Annotated in this window: 17 protein-coding genes and 1 riboswitch; of the genes, 9 read left to right on the forward strand and 8 right to left on the reverse strand. The window is 37.2% G+C overall.

Going from position 1 to position 16,832, the window contains the following annotated elements:
• Positions 1-43: 43 nt before the first annotated feature.
• A complete protein-coding gene (locus tag ABJQ32_12460; GenBank protein ID MEP5290456.1) occupies positions 44-931 on the forward strand; it encodes a DMT family transporter in 888 nt (295 codons plus the stop codon).
• Here ABJQ32_12460 and ABJQ32_12465 read toward each other — a convergent pair.
• Positions 909-1,931, reverse strand: a complete 1,023-nt coding sequence (locus ABJQ32_12465; GenBank protein ID MEP5290457.1) for a GntG family PLP-dependent aldolase — start codon at positions 1,929-1,931, stop codon at positions 909-911. The genes ABJQ32_12460 and ABJQ32_12465 overlap by 23 nt on opposite strands.
• On the reverse strand, positions 1,924-3,240 hold the full coding sequence (locus ABJQ32_12470; GenBank protein MEP5290458.1) for an HTTM domain-containing protein: 1,317 nt from the start codon (positions 3,238-3,240) through the stop codon (positions 1,924-1,926). The genes ABJQ32_12465 and ABJQ32_12470 overlap by 8 nt, the downstream gene beginning before the upstream one ends.
• Before the next feature lie 462 nt (positions 3,241-3,702).
• Between ABJQ32_12470 and sucD the strand changes: the two genes are divergently transcribed.
• The 8 genes from sucD (at position 3,703) to ABJQ32_12510 (ending at position 11,263) form a co-directional block, all read left to right on the forward strand.
• A complete protein-coding gene (gene sucD / locus ABJQ32_12475) occupies positions 3,703-4,575 on the forward strand; it encodes a succinate--CoA ligase subunit alpha (GenBank protein MEP5290459.1) in 873 nt (290 codons plus the stop codon).
• 273 nt (positions 4,576-4,848) lie between these two features.
• Entirely contained in the window at positions 4,849-5,940 is a 1,092-nt protein-coding gene (locus tag ABJQ32_12480; GenBank protein ID MEP5290460.1) for a ferredoxin--NADP reductase, read from the forward strand.
• A gap of 17 nt (positions 5,941-5,957) precedes the next feature.
• Positions 5,958-6,614 carry a hypothetical protein gene (locus tag ABJQ32_12485; protein MEP5290461.1) on the forward strand — a complete coding sequence of 219 codons (657 nt, stop codon included), beginning with the start codon at positions 5,958-5,960 and terminating at the stop codon, positions 6,612-6,614.
• Positions 6,615-6,634: 20 nt separating this feature from the next.
• Entirely contained in the window at positions 6,635-7,624 is a 990-nt protein-coding gene (locus ABJQ32_12490) for a cytochrome c peroxidase (protein MEP5290462.1), read from the forward strand.
• Positions 7,625-7,654: 30 nt separating this feature from the next.
• A complete protein-coding gene (locus ABJQ32_12495) occupies positions 7,655-8,152 on the forward strand; it encodes a hypothetical protein (protein MEP5290463.1) in 498 nt (165 codons plus the stop codon).
• A 536-nt stretch (positions 8,153-8,688) separates the two neighbouring features.
• Positions 8,689-9,333 (forward strand): hypothetical protein, encoded by a 645-nt coding sequence (locus ABJQ32_12500; protein ID MEP5290464.1) that lies wholly within the window; start codon positions 8,689-8,691, stop codon positions 9,331-9,333.
• A gap of 137 nt (positions 9,334-9,470) precedes the next feature.
• Positions 9,471-9,833, forward strand: coding sequence for a BlaI/MecI/CopY family transcriptional regulator (locus ABJQ32_12505; GenBank protein MEP5290465.1), 363 nt, complete (start codon positions 9,471-9,473; stop codon positions 9,831-9,833).
• On the forward strand, positions 9,830-11,263 hold the full coding sequence (locus ABJQ32_12510; GenBank protein ID MEP5290466.1) for a M56 family metallopeptidase: 1,434 nt from the start codon (positions 9,830-9,832) through the stop codon (positions 11,261-11,263). The genes ABJQ32_12505 and ABJQ32_12510 overlap by 4 nt, the downstream gene beginning before the upstream one ends.
• Before the next feature lie 50 nt (positions 11,264-11,313).
• Here ABJQ32_12510 and ABJQ32_12515 read toward each other — a convergent pair whose 3' ends face one another.
• From ABJQ32_12515 to ABJQ32_12540, 6 genes are all read right to left on the reverse strand, one after another.
• Complete coding sequence (locus tag ABJQ32_12515; protein ID MEP5290467.1) at positions 11,314-11,775, reverse strand: MaoC family dehydratase; 462 nt, start codon at positions 11,773-11,775, stop codon at positions 11,314-11,316.
• A 96-nt stretch (positions 11,776-11,871) separates the two neighbouring features.
• A complete protein-coding gene (gene argB / locus ABJQ32_12520; GenBank protein ID MEP5290468.1) occupies positions 11,872-12,660 on the reverse strand; it encodes an acetylglutamate kinase in 789 nt (262 codons plus the stop codon).
• A gap of 79 nt (positions 12,661-12,739) precedes the next feature.
• A complete protein-coding gene (locus ABJQ32_12525) occupies positions 12,740-13,867 on the reverse strand; it encodes an aminotransferase class III-fold pyridoxal phosphate-dependent enzyme (GenBank protein ID MEP5290469.1) in 1,128 nt (375 codons plus the stop codon).
• The gene (gene proC, locus ABJQ32_12530) at positions 13,854-14,693 is read right to left on the reverse strand and encodes a pyrroline-5-carboxylate reductase (protein MEP5290470.1); all 840 of its coding nucleotides are present in this window, start codon (positions 14,691-14,693) and stop codon (positions 13,854-13,856) included. Before proC ends, ABJQ32_12525 begins: the two co-directional genes overlap by 14 nt.
• A gap of 2 nt (positions 14,694-14,695) precedes the next feature.
• Positions 14,696-15,667 carry an N-acetyl-gamma-glutamyl-phosphate reductase gene (gene argC, locus ABJQ32_12535; protein ID MEP5290471.1) on the reverse strand — a complete coding sequence of 324 codons (972 nt, stop codon included), beginning with the start codon at positions 15,665-15,667 and terminating at the stop codon, positions 14,696-14,698.
• 21 nt (positions 15,668-15,688) lie between these two features.
• The gene (locus ABJQ32_12540) at positions 15,689-16,330 is read right to left on the reverse strand and encodes a GNAT family N-acetyltransferase (GenBank protein ID MEP5290472.1); all 642 of its coding nucleotides are present in this window, start codon (positions 16,328-16,330) and stop codon (positions 15,689-15,691) included.
• A gap of 266 nt (positions 16,331-16,596) precedes the next feature.
• Positions 16,597-16,686, forward strand: a riboswitch (SAM riboswitch).
• The last annotated feature ends 146 nt before the right edge of the window (positions 16,687-16,832 follow it).

The raw sequence follows: 16,832 nt of genomic DNA on the forward strand, positions 1-16,832 counted from the left end.
ATTTAATCCTTGAATCACAAGTACAACGTGATAGATTTGCCGCGTGAATTGGTCCAGCCTTAAAACATATTCCGCACTTACACTTGTCAGCCTCTTCTATGGCATAAACTACAGTGTTTTAAAAATTGTGGTTCCTCAATATGTTGGTCCTTATGGGTTCATTGTTTTTAGAGTCATCATCGCTTCAGGTGTTTTTTGGATGATCCATTCATTCAACCGTGAAAAAATTAATTGGAAGAAAGATGGTTTGACCTTGACACTTTGCGCACTTACTGGAGTAGCCGTTAATCAACTACTTTTTTATAAAGGCATTAGTTTGACTTCAGCAGTAAATGGCTCTATTATTATGACCTTAACACCCGTTTTGGTGTTAATGTGGGCATTTCTTTTGATCGGAGAAAAAATAACAAGAACGAAAGTAATAGGTATAGTTCTTGGGCTAATCGGAGCGGTTATTATTCTTTATCAGCCTGATGCACTGTTAAACGCGGGGGATTGGCGTGGTGATATTTTAGTCCTGATTAATAGTGCTAGCTACTCATGCTACTTAGTCCTCGTCAAACCACTTATGAAGAAGTACAAACCCATGACTGTTGTTACTTGGGTTTTCACCATCGCTATTTTATTTGTAATTCCTGTGGGAATGTCTCAAGCAAGCAGCGTCGAATTCAGCAGCCTACCACCCAAGGTTTGGTGGAGTATGGGGTATGCAATAATCATTGTCACAGTAGTGGTTTATTTTCTAAATGCATGGACGCTTGTCAAAGTAGATTCTTCTGTCGTTGGTGCCTTTATATACTTGCAGCCTCTTTTCGCCACCGGTACTGCCATTCTCTTTTTTGATGAAGTCTTCTTACTGAAACACTTACTTGCGGCGATTTTCGTATTTACCGGAGTTTGGCTGGTGACTATGAATAAGAAATCTTCTTAACAGCTTGAGAAAGCAATTCTAAATCGTCTTCTTTGAAATCAAGATGAGTAACAAACCGGACCAATCCTTTTCCAAAACCAACCGCCAAAATTTCATTTCTTTCTAATTCGTCCAAAAACCATTTTTCAGATTTTCCTTCATTGAGTTTTGCAATAACAATGTTGGTATCTACCGGCATAATTTCTTCTATGAAAGGCAATTCGTCTAAAAGATTACCAATTTTTTTAGCACGTATATGATCTTCATTTAAGCGATCTACATGATGATCCAATGCATGGATGCACGCAGCAGCCAAATAACCTGCTTGTCTCATTCCTCCACCCATAACCTTCCTAACACGCCTGGCTTCTTTAATTTTTTCTTTTGATCCTAGTAGAACTGAGCCTACAGGTGCTCCTAGTCCTTTCGAGAAACAAATTGAAATCGAATCAAATAAAGACCCATATTCTTGAGGGTCTTCACCTGTTTCCACCAAGGCATTAAAGAATCGTGCTCCATCTAAATGAAGCAATAAATTATGTTCATCGCAAACCTTACGAATCTTTTTTATTTCTTCAATATCATAAATGGCACCTCCCCCCTTATTCATGGTATTCTCCAACACAACTAGCTTTGAGTTCGGAAAATGAATATCATCTGGATTAATACTTTCCTTAATCATTTCGGCTGTTACTCTGCCTCTTTTTCCTTCCAATAATTTTGGAGAAAGCATTGAGTTATACATCATCCCACCACCTTCATACAAGTAAACATGTGAATACTTATGACATATTACTTCATCCTGAGGACGAGTATGAATACGCATGGCTATTTGATTAGTCATGGTCCCGGATGGACAGTATATCGCCTCTTCCATTCCGAACAATAATGCAACTTTACTTTGTAGGGCATTTACAGTAGGATCATCAGAAAATACATCATCTCCGACCTCAGCGGTCATCATGGCTTGAAGCATCTCAGGAGTAGGTTTAGTAATGGTATCGCTTCTTAAATCAATCATTGTCCTCATTTATTAAAATCCAATCTGAATGATGAAATGGTTCCCATGTCACACTTCCTAAATCAATTTTCGGATCTATCAAATCCTTTTTTTGATGACCATTTAATGATACTTGAGCGGTAGCATAAATGGATACGGCCTTACCTTTATTGGCATATTCCTTTTTTAACCGTTGAGCAAGTTGCCATATCATGTCTGGTTGTCCAGATATATGAGATCTTTGATCTCTGAATAAATAGTCTTTAAGATTAACTCGTTTCCTATTTCCTTCTTCATCTTCAACATACATGACCAAAAATCCAGATTTTGCACGGAGCATCATTCTCCAGGAAAGACGATGACCCTCTTCTGTAAAAGCGACGTTACCATTAAATAAATGATGACGTATTGGAAGCAATATTTGAACTAAAAAATAGATTCCTAAAACATACGTCCAGCCCAATGATAGTCTATTTCTAACAGGAAATATTTTAGGTTTATTTTTAAAAAAAATACTCCTAATCTTATCTGGGGGGAAAAAGAAGACAGTAAGACCTATCATGAGATACGGAAAAATCCCGATCTGGAAAACGAAAGAATTGAAAAGATTAAAGAAAATAGATAATCCAAATCCAAGCCTCCTAGTCTTAGGATGAAGAAGCAGAAAAACAATGGAGCCATCATAAATAACTCCGCCCCAAGCTATGGCCATCTGAAACCATTTTTCCTGAAGCAACGAGCCAATTAAGAAATAATCAGCTTTGTATTTAAACCATATCCCAAGAGGTTTGGCAAGTAGCCAATCCATATGAACTTTATGCAAGCTGGCATATAGGTAAACGATCAGAATTTGAATAATAAAAAACCAGTGGCATACTCGAGCGCATGTATCTGAAGATTTAGTAAGTCCCCATTTGGCATCCAAAGAACGGCTCTTATGTGCCGGTAAAAACAGCATTGCGGCACTTAAGAGCACGAGAAGGTAGTAATGATTATTGTAATGCGTTTTCTGCATTACATAAACAACTGTCCACATACTCAAGAAAATAAAAGTTGAGGCGCGATAAAATAAACCAAGCATGATACACAATGCGGCAGTACCCATTATGATGAAATAATAAATCATGCCATTGCCATCAAGCGGCTGAAGCCATTCTAGTCCAATCAAAGTAAATGTGAACTCCGGAGCGATAAATGTTTTATTTACCCATCCCGTAAGTATTGCTCCATAGCTTTCAGCAGCAGCAAGAAATCCAAAAACCATCCTGAATAGCACCAAAGGACTATTGTCAACCTGTGTACCAAGAAAAGCTCGAGCTGATAGTAGCATATTAAAAGAAATCCGCTGCGCTAATTAATTTTTGTAAAATGACAAAAAACTAAATTACTAATTAGCGCAACGGGTTAAAAGACTTTCTAAAGATTGGTTATAAAATAGAAAAGGAGCCCAAGAGCTCCTTATTCTAAACCTAAGTAAATATGAAGAGGATATTACTTACATACTGATACGTTGATGATGCCAAGAGGTTATTCGTATTAACGATCTTTAACTATTTGACACCTATGTTGGTCGAAAGTTTAAGGTCTCAACCGCATAACCCACAAGCGAAAAGTGTGCCAATTCATGGATAGGCTTGATAGAATCTAATTTTGTTTGGACAACTCATATTTCAATTACCTGTCAGGTGAAAGACCTGAAATGGAAACTTAAATCATCGTTTATTTGCTAGTATTTGCTCAAGTAATTGGCAGACAGTTTTAATCATATATTTTTGCGGAAAATCTAATAGAAATGAGTGTTCTTGTAAATAAAGATTCTAAGATTATCGTACAGGGCTTTACAGGTTCTGAGGGTACTTTTCATGCCGGTCAAATGATTGAATACGGCTCAAACGTTGTTGGTGGAGTAACACCAGGAAAAGGTGGCCAGACACACCTGGACAAGCCTGTTTTCAACACAGTCAAAGAAGCGGTTGATAAAACCGGTGCTGATGTAACTATCATCTTCGTACCTCCAGCATTTGCAGCGGATGCCATCATGGAAGCCGCGGATGCCGGCATCAAGGTAATTGTAACAATTACTGAAGGAATTCCAGTTAAGGATATGATGTCAGCTAAACCTTATGCGAAATCAAGAGGTGCCATATTAGTTGGACCGAACTGTCCAGGAGTAATTACCCCAGAAGAAGCTAAGGTTGGGATTATGCCAGGGTTTGTGTTTAAGAAAGGGAAAGTTGGGATTGTATCAAAATCTGGAACGCTTACTTATGAAGCAGCTGATCAGGTTGTAAAAGCAGGAATGGGAATCTCAACAGCAATTGGTATAGGTGGTGATCCAATTATTGGAACCTCAACGAAAGAAGCTGTTCAAATGCTCATGGAAGATCCTGAGACAGAAGGGATCGTTATGATTGGAGAGATTGGAGGCTCATATGAAGCTGATGCAGCTAAGTGGATCCAGGAAAATGGAAACAAAAAACCTGTAGTTGGATTTATTGCTGGACAAACAGCTCCTCCAGGAAGAAGAATGGGCCATGCGGGAGCGATTATTGGAGGCAAAGATGATACTGCGGAAGCTAAGATGCGGATCATGGGTGAGTGTGGGCTTCATGTAGTTGACTCTCCTGCTGATATCGGCGAAACGATGAAAAAAGCTTTAAGCTAGTTTTAACCTCAAGAAAAATTGAAACCCTGGCGATCTTCTCGTCAGGGTTTTTTTATTGGTAATAAAAAATAAACACTGACTTAAAATACTGTTTATCAAATAGTTAATTTAATGATTATTGTTTCTAATTAAATATTCCCCCAACTGGTGAAAAAGTAAATCTGCCGAAGTAATACTATCATTTATCGAATTAATATTATCAGTTGATAAATATTTGACGACATTTGATGTTGTTATTTCGCCTATTCACAAAATCTAACCGTCAAAATTGTTATGGAAGCAAAATTTCATTCTCTCGTTGTATCGAGGGTATTAAAAGAAACTTTTGAATCTCATTCAATTACCTTCAAAATACCCCCAGCCCTCAAAGACAAATTTGATTTCAAGCCCGGACAATTTGTTGTAATAAAATTGATGATTGAAGGTATGGAATACAATAGACCTTATTCCATGTCTTCAGCTCCATATGAAGATAATCTAACCATAACTGTCAAAAGATTAAGAGGTGGTATTGTCTCAAATTACTTAATAGATCATGCAAAAGTTGGATTAAGTCTTTTAGTAAAAGAGCCAGAAGGTGACTTTTATTATAAAACAAGTACTGAATCTAGAAATCATTTTGTGATTTCAGCAGGTAGTGGCATCACTCCGATGCTTTCCATTATTAAAGCTATACTCTTAGATGAACCGCTAAGTAAAGTACATCTACTTTATGGAAACCGGTCAGAAGAAACCATCATCTTCGAAAGTGATTTTCTTAACCTTGAAAAATTACATAAAGATCAATTTTTTGTAGACTTTATTCTAAGTGCACCTAAAAAGCATCGGAAGCCTGGACTTATGGGTTTTCTTTCCAAATCCGAAATAAAATGGAAAGGGATGAAGGGGCATATTAAGCACGATACATTGTCTGACTTTACATCTAGATATCCAGTAAATCCTAATTCCGTGGTATACATATGCGGCCCAAGTGGAATGATTGAGGGGGCCGAAGATTTTTTTAGAAAAAAGGGGGTTCAGGAAAAAAATATCATTAGCGAAAGCTTCTATGTAGAAAATCATGATCTACCTGGTGGTAAAATAAAAGAATGCCAAGTCAAAGTTCATTACAAAAAAGAAGTATACGAAGTAGTCATCGACGATGAAAGGTCGATTTTAGACAATCTTTTGAAAACTGATGTGGTGATTCCATTTGCCTGTAAGTCAGGCTTATGCTCTTCATGTATTACGAAAGTAATTGATGGTGACGTCCACTCAAGGGTAACAAAGGGGCTTACCGCCAGTCAGAGAAAAGACAAACATGTACTATCCTGTCAATCGATTCCAACTACAGATACTTTAGAAATAAGCTACGACATTAAATAGACTTACCCATAATGGAAATGACTGAAGCTATACTTTTAGCACACATTTTTTTCTCCATCTCCGCTGTTGCTTCTGGGACAGCTGTGATAATCCTTAGGAAAGCATATTCACTCCATAAGATTCTGGGGAAGTTCTATTTCTACGCAATATTATTGACAGTATTTTCTGCTTTCGTACTTATGTGTTTTCCTGATTATACAAACCCGATGATGATATTCATAGGGTTTTTCATGCTCTATTTAGCATTATCAGGATATAGGTCACTAAAATTTAAAACCATATTCTCTCCTGATAAAGTTAAAAGATTTGATAAGCTGATTTCTTTAATAATGGGAATCATTTCTGTAGGAATGCTTCTATATGGCATATATATGATCAACTCAAGCGATCTCTGGGGGATTCCACTCATTGTTTATGGTATTGTAGGAGTTATAAATGTATGGGCTGATTTCAAATTTTTTAAGGTTCCAAGCAATGAATTTATGTGGTTAAAATATCATTCATCTAAAATGATCGGAAGCTACATAGGTTCTGTCACCGCTGTGCTAGTTACCCAGTTTGACAATGCCCTCGGAATCTATTCTTGGTTCATTACAATGGTTTTTGGACTCTTGTATATGGCCTTTTGGGTGAAAAAAATAAAAGATGAACCCTCGTCTGTTTTCAACTGGTAGAACTATTAAATAATTAACCGATGAAAAATTTAACATGCTTAATCCTTGTGGTACTCTTAGGAGTCGGGTGTAAATCAGAATCTTCAAAGAGTGAATCAAATCTGATTCAACTTGCAAACGATAATTTCGAGTCAATTTCTAAATCAAGCTTGGATAAGAATAACCCCAAGGTAGTACTTGGAAAAGCTTTGTTTTTTGAAAAGAGACTATCAATAGACAATTCAATTAGCTGTAATTCTTGCCATGATATTAAAAAATTCGGGGTTGATAACCTTGATTTTTCAAATGGCGCAAGAGGAGCTCTTACCAAAAGAAATTCTCCAACCATTCTTAATACACATCTCCAATCTTCTCAATTCTGGGATGGAAGAGCCCAAACGTTACAAGAACAAATAAGAATGCCAATGCTGACAGATGTTGAGATGTCCATGCCAAGTGAAGAATTCATTGTTAAGAAAGTGAGCAAGATTGAGTTCTATGCTAAATCCTTTGGCGAGGTATATCCAAATCAAGATGTTTCTATGGAAAACATCTCCGAGGCTATTGCAAACTATATTGAAAGCTTAACTACGCCATCCAAATTTGATGATTTCTTGGCTGGTAACGCAGTTCTCTCTTCAAGCGAAACAAGAGGAATGAAGGTTTTTATTGATAAGGGATGCGCCGAATGTCATTCCGGAAAATTGCTAGGAGATGGATTTGAGGAGTTTGGTGTATTTGACAGTTACTGGAAATATACAAAGAGCCAAAAAATAGATTCAGGTAGATACTCAGTCACTAAAAATGAGGATGATCTATTTGTGTTCAAGGTACCATCTCTAAGAAATGTAACTGAAACATATCCCTATTTTCATGATGGCAGCATAAAAACTCTTAAGGAGGCAGTGAAAATCATGGCTCAGGTTCAACTCGATGAACAAATTTCAGAAAGGGAAACAGATGATATCATCAGCTTTTTAAACTCATTAAAACAAAGTCAAAGCACGGGAAGTGCGTCATCAACACAATAAATATCAATATAATAACTAACCAATATCAATATGAAACATCTATTTTTATTAGCCATTGTATTTGGAATAAGTGCCACAACCATTGCTCAGAATAAGCTTGGTGGACATTTTGGAATGGTACACCCATTGATCACATTTAGCGATGGAGAAACTACTTCTATCTCAGATAACTATGTTGTTGGGTTTCCTACGGGGATCAACATCGGAATCAAAGAAAATTTAGCGTTCGACGTAGAGATTGTTCCATTTATAGAAGATGGAAAGATGAATAACCTGTTATTCCACCCAGGTGTATTATTTGGGCTTGGTTCCGGTTTTACCTTTGGGAATAGACTTGCATTTGAGACAGGGTCTCAAGCTTATGGCTTCACACCATTACTTAACAAATCGTTTTCTCTTGGTGAAAATGGGGCTTTCTTCTTAGAACTTGTTTTGCCAGTTAGATTCGGAAAAATTGAATTGCCTTTAGGTGGCGAAGATAGGTTTAGTGCCCTTACCGTTGGTCTTCATACAGGTATTGCATTTTAAACCAATAATTAAGATGAAACGCGTTTTTAATGGGTTTTACGTTATCCTGTCCATTTTTATAATTTTCAATGTTCTTTTTTTGAAATGTGGAAATATATCAGCAAGTGATGTCTCAAAGAGCGAAAATATATATCGCACAAAGTGTGTAAGATGTCACGGAAAGGATGGAAAAAAGGGACGGAAAGGGGCAAAAGACCTTACTATATCAACTAAATCACTTAGTTATAGAATTAATCAGTTAAAAAATGGCAAGGGAAAGATGCCCTCCTTCTCTGAACGATTGACTGACGAGCAAATTGAAATGGTTGCTAAATATTCTATTACTCAGTTTATGAATGATAGTACTCTGCTTAAGAAATAGGAAATAATAACCTTATGCAATGGATATTCATTGTCCAATTCAATTAGATATGGAAACCTTGGCAATAATGTCAAGGTTTTTTTTATTAATCAAAGTAACCATTTCAAAATATGGCTGTCCTTCTTTCTATATAAACAGGTAAATACAACTCTTTACTGACAAAATTTCGAATACTATGAAAAAGTTGACGTTCGTTTTACTAATCCTCGCAATTACAGCCTCGTGTAATGATGATCCAGTAAGTCAAAAGAATCTTACTGGAGATTTTTTAAATACTTACCATCTAAAGGGAGTAATCCAATATTACACGGCTGGAAACCTTACTGAAACTATTAGCTTGGATGAGGGCAAAAATCCACACTTTGGATCATTTGCAGGAGTCAATTCTGGTGGTTTTGTCTCTTCATTTAGCAAAAACATTGACATCTATTTTGGATTAGTACAGAGCGAAAAAATAGATCCCTTGAATGTTACGATTTATGAAGTCCCTAGTGAATTCAATCCGGATGATTATCCTATTGTTCCTACAAATTCTTTTTTCAAAAGTGAAGAAAATTTTTCAAGCATATCAATGTTAATTGAAGGCCCAGATAAAAATTATAATTACTCATCTCTCCAAGGGACGTCTTTTGAATTAGATAGCATTTACTTATCAAGGGAATCTGTCTTTAGGACAAATACCGAAATTGATGATGTATGTATTTTTGTAGGGAGTTTTTCCACAACACTAATCCCAGAGTTAGTACGCCCTAACCCTCTATTAGATATACCAGACTCAATAAAACTTAATGTTTCGTCCGTAAAAGGGTTTCTTAGATAGTCAAAACAAAGCCTTGATGATTGAACGTCAAGGTTTTTTTATCGCCCACCTCCCTCAACTAAAAAATTAGTTTGAAAGTATTTGTATGTTAAAACTAAATCATTAGTTTTGAAACTAATAAATTAGTTCAAAGCTATATGAAGCCGTTAACACAAGCAGAAGAGGAGATCATGCAAATTCTTTGGGGTTTAGAAAAAGCCTTTGTCAAGGACATCATTGAGCAATACAATGATCCTAAACCAGCATACAACACAATCTCCACTCTCATTCGAATCATGGAAAAAAAAGGCTTTGTTGGATACGAAGCTTTTGGGAAATCTCACCGCTATTATCCCCTAATAGACAAAGAAGATTACAGTAAAAAATATCTTGGACGATTTGTAGATAAATATTTCAGTGGGTCCTATAAAGATCTGGTATCATTCTTTACCAAGGAAAAGGAAATGAGTGTGAAAGATTTAGAAAGACTTCTGGAAGAACTTAAAAAAGATCAATCATGATAACGTATATCATCGAATTTTCAATTCTGCATCTGCTATTCTTCGGAATTTATAAAGTGATGCTTGCCAAGGAAACACAGCTAGGGTTTCTGCGATTTTTCCTCGTCGGATCAACGATTTTAAGCTTGATACTTCCAGTCATTGAAATTCCGACTAAGGCTAACATCCCTACCATAGATATGGAAGCGGTTATTCTTCCAGTATTTTCAACTGCAATCGAGCGAGAGTCAATTGAATTACCCTGGCACCTAATCCTCATAGGAATAATAAGCACCATTTTCGTCCTTAAGCTAATCCTGACGCTTATGCAGATATATGGCTGGTACCTGCAAAGTGAAACTGATTCACTAGATGAGATCGCTATTCGAAAAGTCTCTGGATTGAAAAATAGTTTTACATTTTTCAAATTGATTTTTATTGATCCTAAAAACTTTGAAAATCCTGCTGACATTCTTAGGCACGAGCAGGGACATGCCAAAAGACTACACACGATTGATCTTTTGCTATTCCATACTCTCACCATTTTCTTTTGGTGGCTTCCTTCGGTGTGGCTCATGATCAAAGAATTAAAAATTGTACATGAGTATGAGGCGGATAATTATGCACTAAAGATTAATGATACCACATACACAAAGACCTTGGTGCAGTGCACCTTGAAAGCGCATGGAATGGACCTGGCCAGTTCATTCGATGACGCTCCCATTTTTAACCGATTAAATTTTATGAAAAAGATGAAAAAGAAAATCAGTATTTGGAAAGTAGCTAGTATAGCTACTTTGGTGGCCGTCTCTGGAGCCATGTTTGCCTGCGAAGATGAGCTCGAGTCAGAAATTAAGCGAATCGCTGAAGAAAGTAATCAACAGATTGACTATTCCGCAGATGTGAAAGCAGCCTTGGGTGAGTTGAAAAAAAACAACCCTGGAGTAAAGTACGCAGTGATAGAAACCACTTTAGAAAACGAATCAAGTATTGAAAAACTGAATTCATACGATCCTGGACAGATTGCGAAAATTTTTGTCAACAAAGAAGGCGACAGTAATAATGTGATAATGATTGTCAGTCAAGATTCGGATTTATTCTCAAAAACTATCGAAGTTCAAGAACTGGGTGGCGATGTATTTACCGTGGTTGAAGAATCCGCTTCATTTCCAGGTGGAATAGAAGCTTTTTATGAATACATGTCTACTGATCTTAAATATCCGAAAGATGCTTATGAAGCTAAGAAGGAAGGCCGAGTATTTGTTCAATTCATTGTAGAGACAGACGGTAGCCTCTCCGATGTTCATGTGGTGAAAGGAATGGGCGGATCATGTGATAAGGAGGCTGTTCGTGTGTTGATGAATTCACCTAAGTGGGTTCCAGCCAAAGTGAATGGAGAAAATGTAAGGCAAAAGATGATTCAAAATATCCTATTCAAGATACCTAGTTAACAAATATTTTTAATTATTTAATTTAAAGCCCCACACGGGGCTTTTTGCATTTATTCAAAATGATATAAGAAAACCATCGTAGCGGTAAATGCTGGTTTCTTCTCTCCTTTAATCTCCAATAGAGCATTCACTTCAGCCTTAGATATACCCCGCAAGTTCGCAAGTGATTTAAGAGTAGCAGTTAACATGATCTCGTCATTGACCTTCACCGCTTGGCCAAATTTCAACTTATCAATTCCATAATTCACGAGCATCTTCACATTGTTAAATTGAGCTATCTGCTCCCATAGATAAGGCATAAGAGAAAGTGTCAAATATCCATGTGCAATTGTAGTTCCAAAAGGTCCTTCCTTCGCTTTTTCGGGATCGGTATGAATCCATTGGTGATCTAAAGTTGCATCCGCAAACTTATTGATCTGCTCTTGAGTGATTTGGTGAAATTCTGATTCTCCCATCACCTTTCCCAGGTGCGCTTCAAACTCAGCGTGATTATTGATGATTAGTTTACCCATAATTTTGTATTGAAGATGTGAATTTAGGCTATGCAGCAATTCAAGCCAACTTAAACCAAGAATACTCATTCTAGAATTCAGCTTTGAGCCCGCTATTCAATGAATAGTGGTAAACTCATCATAATATTCCTTTTCAAGTTTTGAAATGGACCGATGATTCATGATTCGTACTCCTTTTACTCCTTTTTGAATTGCATCAAATGCATTTTCAAGTTTTGGTACCATGCCTTGAACTATCACTCCGTTTTTTTTAAGAATCTGGTATTTCTCATAAGTGATGTCTTTAATCAATGTAGATTGATTATGAATATCTTCAAGTACACCATTGAGCTCAAAGCAATAATTGATAGAAACATCAAAAAAAGAACTCAACGCCACTCCTACTACATTCGCGATAGTATCAGCATTGGTATTCAACAGGTTTCCCTTGCCATCATGCGTTAAAGGAGCAATAATCGGAACTAGCTCTTCCATGATCAAGCTTCTGAGCCATTTGCCATTCACTTGTTTTGGATCTCCTACCCAACCAAAATCAATATCATCTTTCTTTGATCTCTTTTCAGAAAGAATCAAATTTCCATCTGCACCTGATAAACCCACAGCATTTATTCCATAGCATTGCATTTGGCTCACTATTTTTTTGTTGATTAATCCTCCGTACGTCATGGTGATTACATCGATCATGTGATCATCTGTGATCCGCCTGCCTTCTATCATTTTGGTTTTTAAATGAAGATTTTCTGCCATTTTGGTAGCGATTTTTCCGCCTCCATGAACGAGTAATTTGTATCCTTCTAGCTTAGAAAATGCGAGTATAAATTCATTTAACGCATCTTGATTGTCAATTACATTTCCACCAATTTTCACAATGTTTAAGCTCTTCATCACAATTCTCTTAAGGTTTTTTCACAAAAAGAAGTAGTTAAATGATGGCCACTTGAGCCTTCAAAAAAGTGTAAATATTTCACGATTTTATCAGTTTGTTAATAGCACCAACCGCTTGATCTACTTGGTTATTTGACAAACAAAGTGGTGGTAAGAGTCTTACCGTATTTGGATTGTCAGAAGATCCCGTAAAAATGTGATGCTCAAAAAGCAATTGTCTCCGCACTTCTTTTGACGGAATTTCTAGCTCAACTCCAATCATTAACCCTTTTCCTCTCACTTCAACAACCTCTTCAATTTCATTTAGAGAGGATATCAGATACTCCCCAGTTTGCTTCGCATTATCGATCAAGTTTTCTTTTTCCAAAACTTCTAGTGTAGCAAGACCTGCTGCACAAGCAAGGTGATTTCCACCAAATGTCGTACCTAGCATTCCAAACCAGGCCTTTATTTCCGGGGAAATCAGTACTCCGCCAATTGGAAATCCATTTCCCATTCCTTTTCCAGTGGTAATTATATCAGGTGTAACTCCATAGTGCTGATGAGCAAAGAATTTACCCGATCTTCCATATCCAGATTGCACTTCGTCAACAATCAATAGAGATCCATTTGATTCGCACAATTTTTTCAGTCCATTCAAAAATTCTGATGTTGGCTCATATACACCAGCAATTCCTTGTATTCCTTCTACTATCACTCCTGCTACTGTTTCATCAAGTTCTTTTTCTACTGATTTCAAATCATTTAGTGGCAACCTCTTTACGTTCCCATTTTGATTAACCTTCGCAAGAATTTTTGGATTATCAGTTGCTTCCAATGCTAACGAAGTACGTCCATGAAAACCCTTATCAAATGCAATAATCTTCTTTCTTCCTGTATGAAATGAAGCTAGTTTCATTGCATTTTCAGTCGCTTCTGCTCCTGAATTGCATAGAAAAAGATTATAGCTTGAATAGCCAGATAATTCTCCTAATTTATCAGCCAGTTCTTCTTGCATAGAGATCCTTACTGAATTGGAATAAAATCCAAGTTTCGATAGCTGCTCCGCTACCTTTGAAACATAGTGTGGATGAGAATGGCCGACTGAAACAACAGCATGGCCGCAATACAGGTCCAGGTATTTAGTTCCTGTGGTATCCCACACATAGCAGCCTTCCCCTTTTATAGGTTCAATATCATATCTTGGATATACGTCAAATAACTCCATCTACTTTCTTGTTTATTCCAGCAATGCTGGTCATGTTGGTGATTAGGTTAAAGGAAGTCATGATGCCTTGGATGAGCGCTGAGCTAAATCCTTTGTGTTCCATCTCGTTTAGCCCAGCAATAGTGCATCCTTGTGGAGTAGTGACTTTATCTATTTCCACCTCAGGGTGAGATTCTTGTTCTAGAATCAAAGATGCTGCTCCTTTAGCAGTCTGGACAGCTATTAATTGTGCATCCTTAGCATCAAAACCCATTTGAATTCCACCCTGAGTAGCGGCTCTGAGGTAGCGCATAAAAAACGCTACTCCGCTCGCTCCAAGAACAGTTGCTGCTTGCATCAATTCTTCATTAATCACCAATGTTTTACCCAGAGCTCCAAAAAGTAATTCTACTTGTGCAATAATCTCTTTGGGTTGATCAACAGCGGAAATACAAGTCATTGACTCTCCAATAGCTACGGCGGTGTTTGGCATAGCTCTAATCAATGCCGCTTTGCTTCCTAACAATGCTTCAATCTTCTTGATCGAAATCCCAGTAATAACAGAAACAACCACTTGCCCACTTTTGAGGTGAGGTTTGATCTCAACAGAAAGTAGTTCCAATTGACTGGGCTGAACACATAGCACAACAATTCCAGCATCTGCTACTGCTTTATTATTTTGATTTGAAACGTTAAAGCCATTGGCTTCCATGATTGAAAGGGGTTGCATGCTTCGCCTTGTGAGAGTGATTTTATCTGAGCTAGACAGCCCTTTTTCGACCAGTCCCTTTGCAATTGCAATTCCCAAATTACCCGCACCAATAATTGCTATTTTTTCCTTAATCATATTTAGAATGCCGAAGCTTTAAGATTGAGTCCTGTTTTTTCGTCCAGATTAAATAGAAGATTCATATTTTGCACCGCCTGTCCAGAAGCTCCTTTGAGAAGGTTATCAATTACTGAAATAACCATCCCTTGACCTCCTATTACTTTTGGATAAACTATAGCTTTATTTGTATTGACCACCATTTTCAGATCTGGATTATGATCACTTACATAGGTAAAAGGATGACTTTCATAAGCCTCTTCGTAGGCAACTCGTAAGTCTTCATCACTTACCTCTGTCGCGAAATAAGAAGTTGTTATAATTCCGCGTGAAAAAGCCCCTCGATAAGGAACAAAATTGATTCGACCATTCCACTGATCATCTAGAAGTACACAACTTTCACCAATTTCATTTAGATGTTGATGAACAAAAGGCTTATACACACTTGCATTGTTGGTTCTCCAACTAAAATGTGAAGTAGTTGAGAATGATTGCCCAGCGCCTGTTGAGCCAGTTATCCCAGAAACATGGATATCTCCATCGATGAAAGAAGCTTTAATAGCGGGCAAAATACCTAATTGAATTCCTGTAGCAAAGCAACCAGGATTAGCGATATGTGTCGCAGATTTGATTTGAGCTCGATTGATTTCGGGCAGCCCATATACAAAATCATGATTTCCTTGCAATCGATAATCTTGACTTAAATCTATCACTTTGATATTCAATAAATCAGGACTTGATTCAATAAGCCTCAGCGATTTTCCATGTCCTTTACACAGAAAAACTACGTCTAAGTCATCCGACTTAATAGTTGCTGAGAAGGCAAACTCCGAATCCCCAATTAAGTCTGTATGTACCGTTGACACTTTCTTTCCTGCCTGACTTTGACTTTGCAAAGTGACTATCTCCACATTTGGATGATGGATAAGGATTCGCAATAAATCACCTGCAGTATACCCGGCCGCACCTATGATTCCCACTCTAATTTTTTCCATAATCATTACTTTCAAAAAAATTTAAACTGAATTTGATCTTACACTTTTGGTTAATCGAGTCCTTTTCATTTTCATAAATCGTCCATAGAGTTTGGACTTCTTCACGACATTCCAGCGATTTTTAGATTTCTTTTTAGGATCAAAAAGCATTGCTGTACACATGCAGTTGCCTTTATTTTTACTCATTAAAATTTCATAATTCACACAGCTTTGGCACCCGTTCCAAAAGGCATCATCGGTCGTAAGCTTGTCGTAGGTGACAGGTTGATATCCTAGTTCAGAATTAATTTTCATCACAGGCAGAGAGGTGGTCAAACCAAATAATTTAGCACTCGGAAACATTTTTTTTGAGTGCTCAAATGCAAGCTTTTTAATCTTAGTTGCAATACCAGTTGAACGGTATTCAGGCTTGACTATCAAGCCCGAATTTGCAACATATTGCTTGTCGCCCCATGTTTCAATGTAGCAAAAGCCAACTAGCATATTTTTATCTAAAACAGCTATAATGGCCTTTTTTTCGACCATTTTTTGTACGATATAGTCCGATGATCGCTTTGCGATACCGGTTCCTCTTAGCTTGGCGCTTTTTTCGATCAGCTCACAAATCTCAAAGGCAAAATGAGTATGATCAGAAGAAGCAACCTGAACGATGAACGAGTTCATTGTAGAAGTTGAAAAGTGAATAAATTATTGGAAGATTGCGGAGTACGGTTGCCTCGTAGACAACACTAAATTATATGGCAGGCAGAAGCCTGGCCGGTGCTGCAGCTGGCCTGAAAAAATTGGGTACTATCGTAATTGATTGATTCAATTCTTTTTCAGATGTACAAAGTTTCATCAAATCAATCCAGAAAAAAAAATCTTTTCGTAAAATTTGGTAAAACCAAAATTCCTTCTCTACGTTTGCATCATCAAATCGATCATGTATCGATTTATAAAGAAGCGCCGAGAGACAGGCTTTATGACGCGCTAGCAACCCCCCGAAAATCGGAACGGTGCTAATTCCTGAAATATAAATTGATTGCTATGAACCAATTCAAACATTTCAGAAAAAAAACATCGGGTTTCTTAACCCGCAAATCTTCATTTATTTATTGCGCCAACGCCGGTCGGTGTTGCTGTTATAGCTGCTGCTAATTTTCATTTGATCCATCTGGGTTTGTGA

The sequence above is a fragment of the Marinobacter alexandrii genome (assembly GCA_039984955.1).
In the GTDB taxonomy this organism is placed as follows: Bacteria; Bacteroidota; Bacteroidia; order Cytophagales; family Cyclobacteriaceae; genus Ekhidna.

Excerpts from the sequence above, each read along its gene's own strand:
- ABJQ32_12465 (MEP5290457.1), bottom strand. The coding sequence starts at position 1,931 with ATGATTGATTTAAGAAGCGATACCATTACTAAACCTACTCCTGAGATG.
- ABJQ32_12470 (MEP5290458.1), bottom strand. The coding sequence starts at position 3,240 with ATGCTACTATCAGCTCGAGCTTTTCTTGGTACACAGGTTGACAATAGT.
- sucD (MEP5290459.1), top strand. The coding sequence starts at position 3,703 with ATGAGTGTTCTTGTAAATAAAGATTCTAAGATTATCGTACAGGGCTTT.
- ABJQ32_12480 (MEP5290460.1), top strand. The coding sequence starts at position 4,849 with ATGGAAGCAAAATTTCATTCTCTCGTTGTATCGAGGGTATTAAAAGAA.
- ABJQ32_12485 (MEP5290461.1), top strand. The coding sequence starts at position 5,958 with ATGACTGAAGCTATACTTTTAGCACACATTTTTTTCTCCATCTCCGCT.
- ABJQ32_12490 (MEP5290462.1), top strand. The coding sequence starts at position 6,635 with ATGAAAAATTTAACATGCTTAATCCTTGTGGTACTCTTAGGAGTCGGG.
- ABJQ32_12495 (MEP5290463.1), top strand. The coding sequence starts at position 7,655 with ATGAAACATCTATTTTTATTAGCCATTGTATTTGGAATAAGTGCCACA.
- ABJQ32_12500 (MEP5290464.1), top strand. The coding sequence starts at position 8,689 with ATGAAAAAGTTGACGTTCGTTTTACTAATCCTCGCAATTACAGCCTCG.
- ABJQ32_12505 (MEP5290465.1), top strand. The coding sequence starts at position 9,471 with ATGAAGCCGTTAACACAAGCAGAAGAGGAGATCATGCAAATTCTTTGG.
- ABJQ32_12510 (MEP5290466.1), top strand. The coding sequence starts at position 9,830 with ATGATAACGTATATCATCGAATTTTCAATTCTGCATCTGCTATTCTTC.
- ABJQ32_12515 (MEP5290467.1), bottom strand. The coding sequence starts at position 11,775 with ATGGGTAAACTAATCATCAATAATCACGCTGAGTTTGAAGCGCACCTG.
- argB (MEP5290468.1), bottom strand. The coding sequence starts at position 12,660 with ATGAAGAGCTTAAACATTGTGAAAATTGGTGGAAATGTAATTGACAAT.
- ABJQ32_12525 (MEP5290469.1), bottom strand. The coding sequence starts at position 13,867 with ATGGAGTTATTTGACGTATATCCAAGATATGATATTGAACCTATAAAA.
- proC (MEP5290470.1), bottom strand. The coding sequence starts at position 14,693 with ATGATTAAGGAAAAAATAGCAATTATTGGTGCGGGTAATTTGGGAATT.
- argC (MEP5290471.1), bottom strand. The coding sequence starts at position 15,667 with ATGGAAAAAATTAGAGTGGGAATCATAGGTGCGGCCGGGTATACTGCA.
- ABJQ32_12540 (MEP5290472.1), bottom strand. The coding sequence starts at position 16,330 with ATGAACTCGTTCATCGTTCAGGTTGCTTCTTCTGATCATACTCATTTT.